Annotated in this window: 7 protein-coding genes; all 7 read right to left on the bottom strand. The window is 39.3% G+C overall.

The annotated features are described in order from the left end of the window. Positions 1-43: 43 nt before the first annotated feature. Positions 44-1,180, bottom strand: coding sequence for a universal stress protein (locus NW213_RS15770; protein WP_154042564.1), 1,137 nt, complete (start codon positions 1,178-1,180; stop codon positions 44-46). 136 nt (positions 1,181-1,316) lie between these two features. Further along, on the bottom strand, positions 1,317-1,574 hold the full coding sequence (locus NW213_RS15765; RefSeq protein ID WP_154042563.1) for a DNA-binding protein: 258 nt from the start codon (positions 1,572-1,574) through the stop codon (positions 1,317-1,319). A gap of 138 nt (positions 1,575-1,712) precedes the next feature. Next, positions 1,713-2,423, bottom strand: coding sequence for a phosphatase PAP2 family protein (locus tag NW213_RS15760; protein ID WP_204393976.1), 711 nt, complete (start codon positions 2,421-2,423; stop codon positions 1,713-1,715). Positions 2,424-2,444: 21 nt separating this feature from the next. Beyond that, on the bottom strand, positions 2,445-3,194 hold the full coding sequence (locus NW213_RS15755) for a tetratricopeptide repeat protein (protein ID WP_258323370.1): 750 nt from the start codon (positions 3,192-3,194) through the stop codon (positions 2,445-2,447). A 22-nt stretch (positions 3,195-3,216) separates the two neighbouring features. Continuing rightward, the gene (locus NW213_RS15750; protein ID WP_258323372.1) at positions 3,217-5,055 is read right to left on the bottom strand and encodes a BatD family protein; all 1,839 of its coding nucleotides are present in this window, start codon (positions 5,053-5,055) and stop codon (positions 3,217-3,219) included. Between the two features lie 59 nt (positions 5,056-5,114). Then, entirely contained in the window at positions 5,115-5,816 is a 702-nt protein-coding gene (locus NW213_RS15745; RefSeq protein WP_258323369.1) for a tetratricopeptide repeat protein, read from the bottom strand. A gap of 3 nt (positions 5,817-5,819) precedes the next feature. Beyond that, positions 5,820-6,845, bottom strand: coding sequence for a VWA domain-containing protein (locus NW213_RS15740; RefSeq protein ID WP_235339159.1), 1,026 nt, complete (start codon positions 6,843-6,845; stop codon positions 5,820-5,822). Between the last annotated feature and the right edge of the window lie 2 nt (positions 6,846-6,847).

Here is a 6,847-nt window from a genome sequence, read left to right as displayed (position 1 = left end):
CACCACAGAATGGAACTACCGCTTTTTTCTATACTACAAATTTTTATTTGATGATCAGAATCGGTGTACGTGAGTGGAATATCATTTTCTTTGCAATACTTGGGTTGAACAGACGTGCAAAGACGTTTCTCTTATAGTTGGATACGCATAACACATCAATATTCTCTTCCCGTACATAATCATCCAGATTATTGAAGAAACTGTCCTCTGTAACCAGACTGTAATTAATCTTCAAATCAGGATATTGCTTGTGGAAATACTCCTTTATTCCAGAAAGCTTAATCTCATTCCATGTACGCCTTTCTTCATTGGAATTGAGATGAATGAAATAAATCTCAAAATTATAATCCTTGAAAGTAGTAATCAAAGAATCGAACGCAATCAGGTCACGCTGATCGAAGTTTGTAATAAACGCCACCTTATTGATTTCCTTGAAATTAATAAGTTTGGCTTCCTCAGGAATGGAATATACAAATACAGGACTGCGTTCTATAACTTCTGCCGTCACACTTCCCATCAGTCCGTACTCTGTCATATTTTCTCCACGTGTTCCCATCACAATCATCAATGGCGATTCCTCGCGTGCGTATGCCAGGATTTCTTCTTCCGGAATACCTTCCCTCAACAGACATGTGTATTTCACCTCCGGTATCTCCCCGTCCGCCATAAGTTTGTCTATAGTATCGGTCAACTCCTTCAAACGGTTATGGACGTTGTCCAGCATGCTCTTTATTCCCAATTCAGCCTCGTATGGCATTCCGTATCCTTCAGTAGCATACTGCAGGCTCGGCATATATACCGGACTGAAATAAACGTGCATCAGCACTACTTCAACTTTTATCTGTGCCGCAAAATTCAGACCGAACTTACAAGCTTTAAGCGAATTGGCAGAGAAATCCACCGGAACAAGAATTACCGGTTTTTTACGTTCCTTGTCAGTTTCTTTCACATGTTCTTTCACCACATCTTCTGCCAGCCATGCGGAACTCTCTATAATACTCAAGGCACGTGGCAAATCACTCTCTTTTATTCGTATTCTTACGCCTGAAGAAATGACAGGCTGTATAAGATTTACATTATGTATATATGCCTCTATGCCTTCGTTCTCCAGTACATTCTTCAATATCTGAGCTTTAGAATAAGTCAAGATAGCAAGCGTTACGAGTTTTTCTTCTTCCATAATAAGACTGATTTAGGTTAAAAATAAATTAATAGCCGGATAATCCCATATATATTGTACGTCTGCTAAAAAACAAAAATAGCTATAATAGTTATTTTCAACATATCTCGAACAACTATTATAGCTATCTCCTTATTTATGCTTCAGCCTCTTCTTTAAGGATAGCCAGTGCTTTTTCCAAAACCGTAGTATCGTCAAGCATAACCAAACCGCCATCCGGACCGGGTTCCAGATGGATACCCACACATTTACCGTCTTTGAAGTTCTGTCCTCCGAAAAAGTTTCTGACAGTCTCTACAGATATATTTAATTCATCGGCAATGCGATGCATACTTCCTTCAGGTAAAGAATCTTTAATGTTTCTTAGTTCATTAAAAGTAATAGTTCTTGTCATAGTAATCTATATTTTAAGAATTAGACAATATGGTTTTCATCTCGATGATAAATATATATATTTTTTACTTGACAAGCAAGAAAAATGTATATTTTTTATTTGATAACATGATATTTTATCACCTTTCCCAAATTTATATCAGAAATAGAGCGTTTTGGATATAATCATGCCGTAAACCACAGCGAAAAAATATGTAAGGAGCAGTACCAACACTACCACATCGACACTTTTCACATCGTATCCGCTCACCGTATATTGCGCTGAAATCAATTTAGGCTTGAAAATAAACTTGTTTGATATAAATACATACAGGAAATATATTATAACACCGCATAATAACCCGTCCAACATACCGAAAAATACATCTCCGGGATAATGCACTCCCAAATAGACACGCGAATATGTAGGTATCAGTGCCCACAAAAACATCATAAATCCCAGTTTTATATTCTTAACAAGCAAGGAAACGAACATAGCCACGGCAAATGTGTTCGCGGCATGACTTGATATAAATCCAAACAGCCCCCCTGCCCTATAATTATTCACCGTATCTACCATATACATAAGCTCAGGATCTTTGGTCGGGCGAAAACGCTCGAACAATGGTTTGCAGATTCCTGATGAAGTCTGGTCAGCAAGTGCTATCACCAAAGCTATCATTAAAAGAATCAACATTCCGTGTTTGAACTTGTTGTTCTTGAATATGACATACAGCAATGCGACAGCCGCAGGAATCCATGTCTTAGTACTTGTCACTATATACATAAATCCATCCCAGAATATCGAATCACTTCCATTGAGTTTCATCAATATCAACTTATCCAAATCTATCAATTGCTGTATGTCCATATATAGAAAAATATTATAACATTATATTACCTCAATGCTTTCTGTCGGTACCCATCCTCTGTTACCGTCTTCAAGGCTTACTTCCTTCCATCCCTTCATGGTATTGTCGTTGATATAAACCTTTGTTCCTTCATGCAGGACAAACAGATCGGTACCACTTTCGTTAGGAGTACTTTTTACTGTTACTGACGGTTGCATTACGATAGCTCCAGTTCTGTTCACCAATCTGTCCTTCTGTGCATCGGCAAACAGATTTCCTACAACCGTAAAGAACAGAAATATAACGGCCAATGAAAAACCTATTTTCTTTAAAACTATTTTTTTACCGAAAATATAGGTTGAAGTTCCTAACAAGAACAATATGAAACATGAAATGGCAAACACGCTCCAAGCCGATTCACTCATAATGTTTCTTATAGAATTTATCCAAGTGACTATGAAAACTTCACTCTTGGGAGTAACCTTATCTATTGTCTTGCTCTTGGCCATTTCAAGATTATATCTCACGTCATTATCTCCCGGAGACAACAGTAAAGCGCGCTCATAATTCAGTACAGCCTTTGCTATATTCTTATTCTTGTAATAACTGTTTCCCAAATTATAATACACATCTGCCGATTCCTGTCCGGCATTCAGTATTGCTTCGTACTTTTCAATCGCAGTCTTAAAATCATTTTCCTGATAAGCTTTGTCGGCCTCTTCCTTAACCGAAGCGTTGGCAGAAAAGACAAAACCTATTAGAAGCAATATAAAAACATACACTTTATTCATATAATCAATTCTCCTATATGTTTTAACGTTTAATACTGTTTTCCATTTTGCTTATCACTTCGACAGATGCCGAATAAACTTTATCCATTGTCTCGTTCTGATTTCCCGGAGCATATCTAGCAAACTCGCATTCCGACAAGACATCGATAAATTCCTTTATAAGATCTTCGGATACACCTTGTCTGGAAAGCTCAGCCTCTATGTTGTCTCTGGAAAGCTTGGAAACAGGAATATTCAACTTATCGCTGATATAACCCCACAGAGCCTTCAATACCTCATCATAGAATTCATTTACCTTGCTTTCTGCAAGAAGCTTACCTGCAAGCTTCATACGTTTTGTAGCAACCTTGTTAGCCTTCTTTGTCTTAACCTTTGCAACATTTGCATTCTCGACAGCCTGTTTCCTATATATCACAACGAATACCACAAACAGCACGAAAGGTATGATATACCACAAATAATATGATATAGTTCCAAAGAAATATTTTCCTTTTTCTCTCAAAGCAGAATCGACTGTCTTGATAAACAAGATGTCAGTGCCCAATACCTTGACATTCTCCTTGTTAGTAAAGTCAGCTATCACCTGCTGGTTGGCTGCATTACCTTCACCCTTGGCTACCTTCAGATTATATGCCTCAGTTTTCAAGGTCTTATAAGTTCCCGACTTTACATCAAAATATTTGAATTCTACAGGTGGAATTGTAAACTCTCCGGCATGACGTGGGATTGCCAGATATTCAATTTTCTTTGTTCCGCTCAGTCCGTCTGCAGTCAGTTGGAAATTATCATCAATCTTCGGATCATATATTTCAAAATCATGCGGGAATTTAACTTCCGGAGCACTGACCAGTTTCATATTACCTGTACCTTCTATTGTCAGTTTTACAGTAACAGCTTCGTTTGCTTTAAGCTCTGTAGCACTGATTTCCGATTTCATAGTGAAAGTACCCACACCTCCCGAATAGCCTTCAGGTTTGGCAGGAAGCGGATCTACATTAATAACCACCTTCGGTGCAACAATTTTCTTGTTAACCTCCACATAACCGCCTCCGTTGAAGAATGCCTCAAAAGGATCGTCGGATACAGCCACTCTCTGAGCAACGACTGCGTCAAACGTTACAGCAGGTATTTCAAGACGTCCTGACTTTTGCGGGAAAATCACATACTGCCTGTAAACCACAGTATTATAGTTTCTGCCTTTGTAATGTTCCAGCTTGAATGTCTTCTGTGCAGGAAGTTCAACTTCCTGTACGTAAAATCCCTGCTGGTCCGGCATCTTTCCAAGCAACTGGCGAAGATCGACCGTAGTATAAGCCTTGTATGTCACCAATATGGCTTCCTGCTCGTGAACCTTAGTCTTGCTTGCTGTTGCCAGAACAAACAGATCCTTATCGGAAATCTTTCCGTTCGACTTCTGGTTTCTTGATGAAATTCCACTGTTGCCCTGGCTCTGGTTAGAGTTGGCATCTTCCTTATCCTTAGGAAGAACCTTTATTGTAAGTGGATTAGAGAAAATCTTCTCACCATCAACTTCAATGCTTGCAGACGGAATATTAAATGTACCTTCCGAAACTGCCATCAGAATATATGTATATGTGATGGAACGACTGGAAGACACCTTGCCGTTAATTATCTGTGTACTACTCTGCTGCGAACGGCTAGGTCCCATAAGGACATCAAAACCCTTAGCCTGCGGAGCAAGGAAATCCTTTACATCCTGCGAATTCACAGTGTATGTAAGTCTGAACTGATCACCGTTTACCACTACTTCAGGAGCAGAAGCTTTTAATGTCACTTCTTCCTTGGCAAACACGTGGAGTGACGCAGTAATCATCAATATCAAGAAAATATATTTTCTCATCATTATATAAATTATTGTTTTTCCACTTATTAAAATATCAATAGAAATTCGTTACAGGATTACCAGTCTTTCTCAAGTTTCTTTCCGCTCACCTGCATCTGTTTCTTCACTTTATCCTGTACGTCTTTCTCGTCTTGCATAGCAGCTCTCAGCAATTGTTCGGCATTTTCTTTCGACATTTCATCCTTGTTCTGTTGCTGCTGTTGCTGATTTTGATTTTGCTGCTGTTGCTGTTGATCCTGCTGATCCTTGTTCTGTTCTTTCTCGTCCTGTTTCTGATCCTGCTTCTGTTCTTTCTGCTGATCCTGATTTTGCTGTTGCTGCTGGTCTTTCAGCTGTTTCTGTGCAAGTACCAGATTGTAACGAGTTTCATCATCCTTAGGATTATTACGCAATGACTCTTTATAAGCTTCTATACACTGCGGCAGTTGCTTTGACGATTGAAGTATAACCCCCATATTATGATATATATGAGCCAACTTTTCCTTATCTTTTTCCAGACGTGCCGCAGCCTCAAACTGTTCCATAGCTTCCTTGCCTTTTTGCTGCATTAGTAGCGAGTTTCCCAGATTGAACATTGCATCTGCAGATTTAGGATTAATCTCAAGTGCCTTTCTGTAATCTACTTCAGCCTTTACAAACAGACTGTCATTATATAACTTGTTTCCGCTACGAAGATAATCCCTGTCAGTCTTCTGTGCATATGAAGCAGAAACTCCCAGAAGCATTATCCCTATCAAATATACTTTACTACACCGCATAAATCAATCCTGTTTAAAAAGTTTTACATTCTTAAATAGAGGATTTTTCCTATTGAGCAACATAACGTCTGCGGCAAGCAGAATCAATGCCAGCCATGCCAGTACGTCAAACTGCTCGTCGAATTCTGTATATACCTGAGTCTCAACATCAGCCTTTGCCAGCTTATTTATTTCAGCGTTAAGAGCCCTCTCTGCATTGTTTGTATTATCAACACGAACATACATACCATTACCTGCTTTTGCAATCTCCTGACACATTTGTTCGTTCAGCTTTGTCACTACCACATTGCCATCCTTGTCACGACGGAAATCATTCGTTCCTTCTACTGGAATAGGTGAACCGTCAGGCGAACCAACTCCAAGTACAAAAACTCTTACGCCCTTCTCCGCAGCCTGCTGAGCAGCTTCCACTGCTCCTCCTTCGTGGTTTTCACCATCTGTAATAAGAACAATTGCACGTCCTACACCTTCATTCGGAGTAAAACTCTTCATAGCCAAGTCGATAGCACCACGAATATCAGTTCCCTGAGTTGTAATAAGAGAAGGAGATATTGTTTCCAGAAACATTTTTGCAGATATATAATCGCTTGTTATAGGAAGCTGGGTAAATGCCTCTCCAGCAAAAACTATCATAGCGACCTTATCATTATTGAATGTCTCTACAAGTCTGGACACTAATTTCTTTGACTTTTCCAGTCGGCTTGGTGTAACATCCTGAGCCAGCATTGAGTTGGAAATATCCAACGCAACCACAGTTTCAACACCCTGACGTTTCACCGTCTCCATTTTGGAACCAAACTGAGGACGTGCCAGCATGAATATAACCATGACCAGCGCAGCTGTCACCAGCCAGAACTTTACGTCAGGTCTGTATTTCGAAACATTCGGCATCAGATGTGCCATCAGTTCCGGGTCTCCGTACTGACGTAATTTTTTCCTTCTCCTATAATTGGTATATATATAGAATACTACCAAAAAAGGAATTATCAATAAAAAATACAAATATATCGGTTCTCCAAATCTAAACATGG

Source organism: Bacteroides sp. ET336, assembly GCF_024733815.1.
In the GTDB taxonomy this organism is placed as follows: Bacteria; Bacteroidota; Bacteroidia; order Bacteroidales; family Bacteroidaceae; genus Phocaeicola; species Phocaeicola cellulolyticus.
Note: the sequence above shows the minus strand (reverse complement) of the source record. Positions and strands in the feature narration are given on the sequence as shown.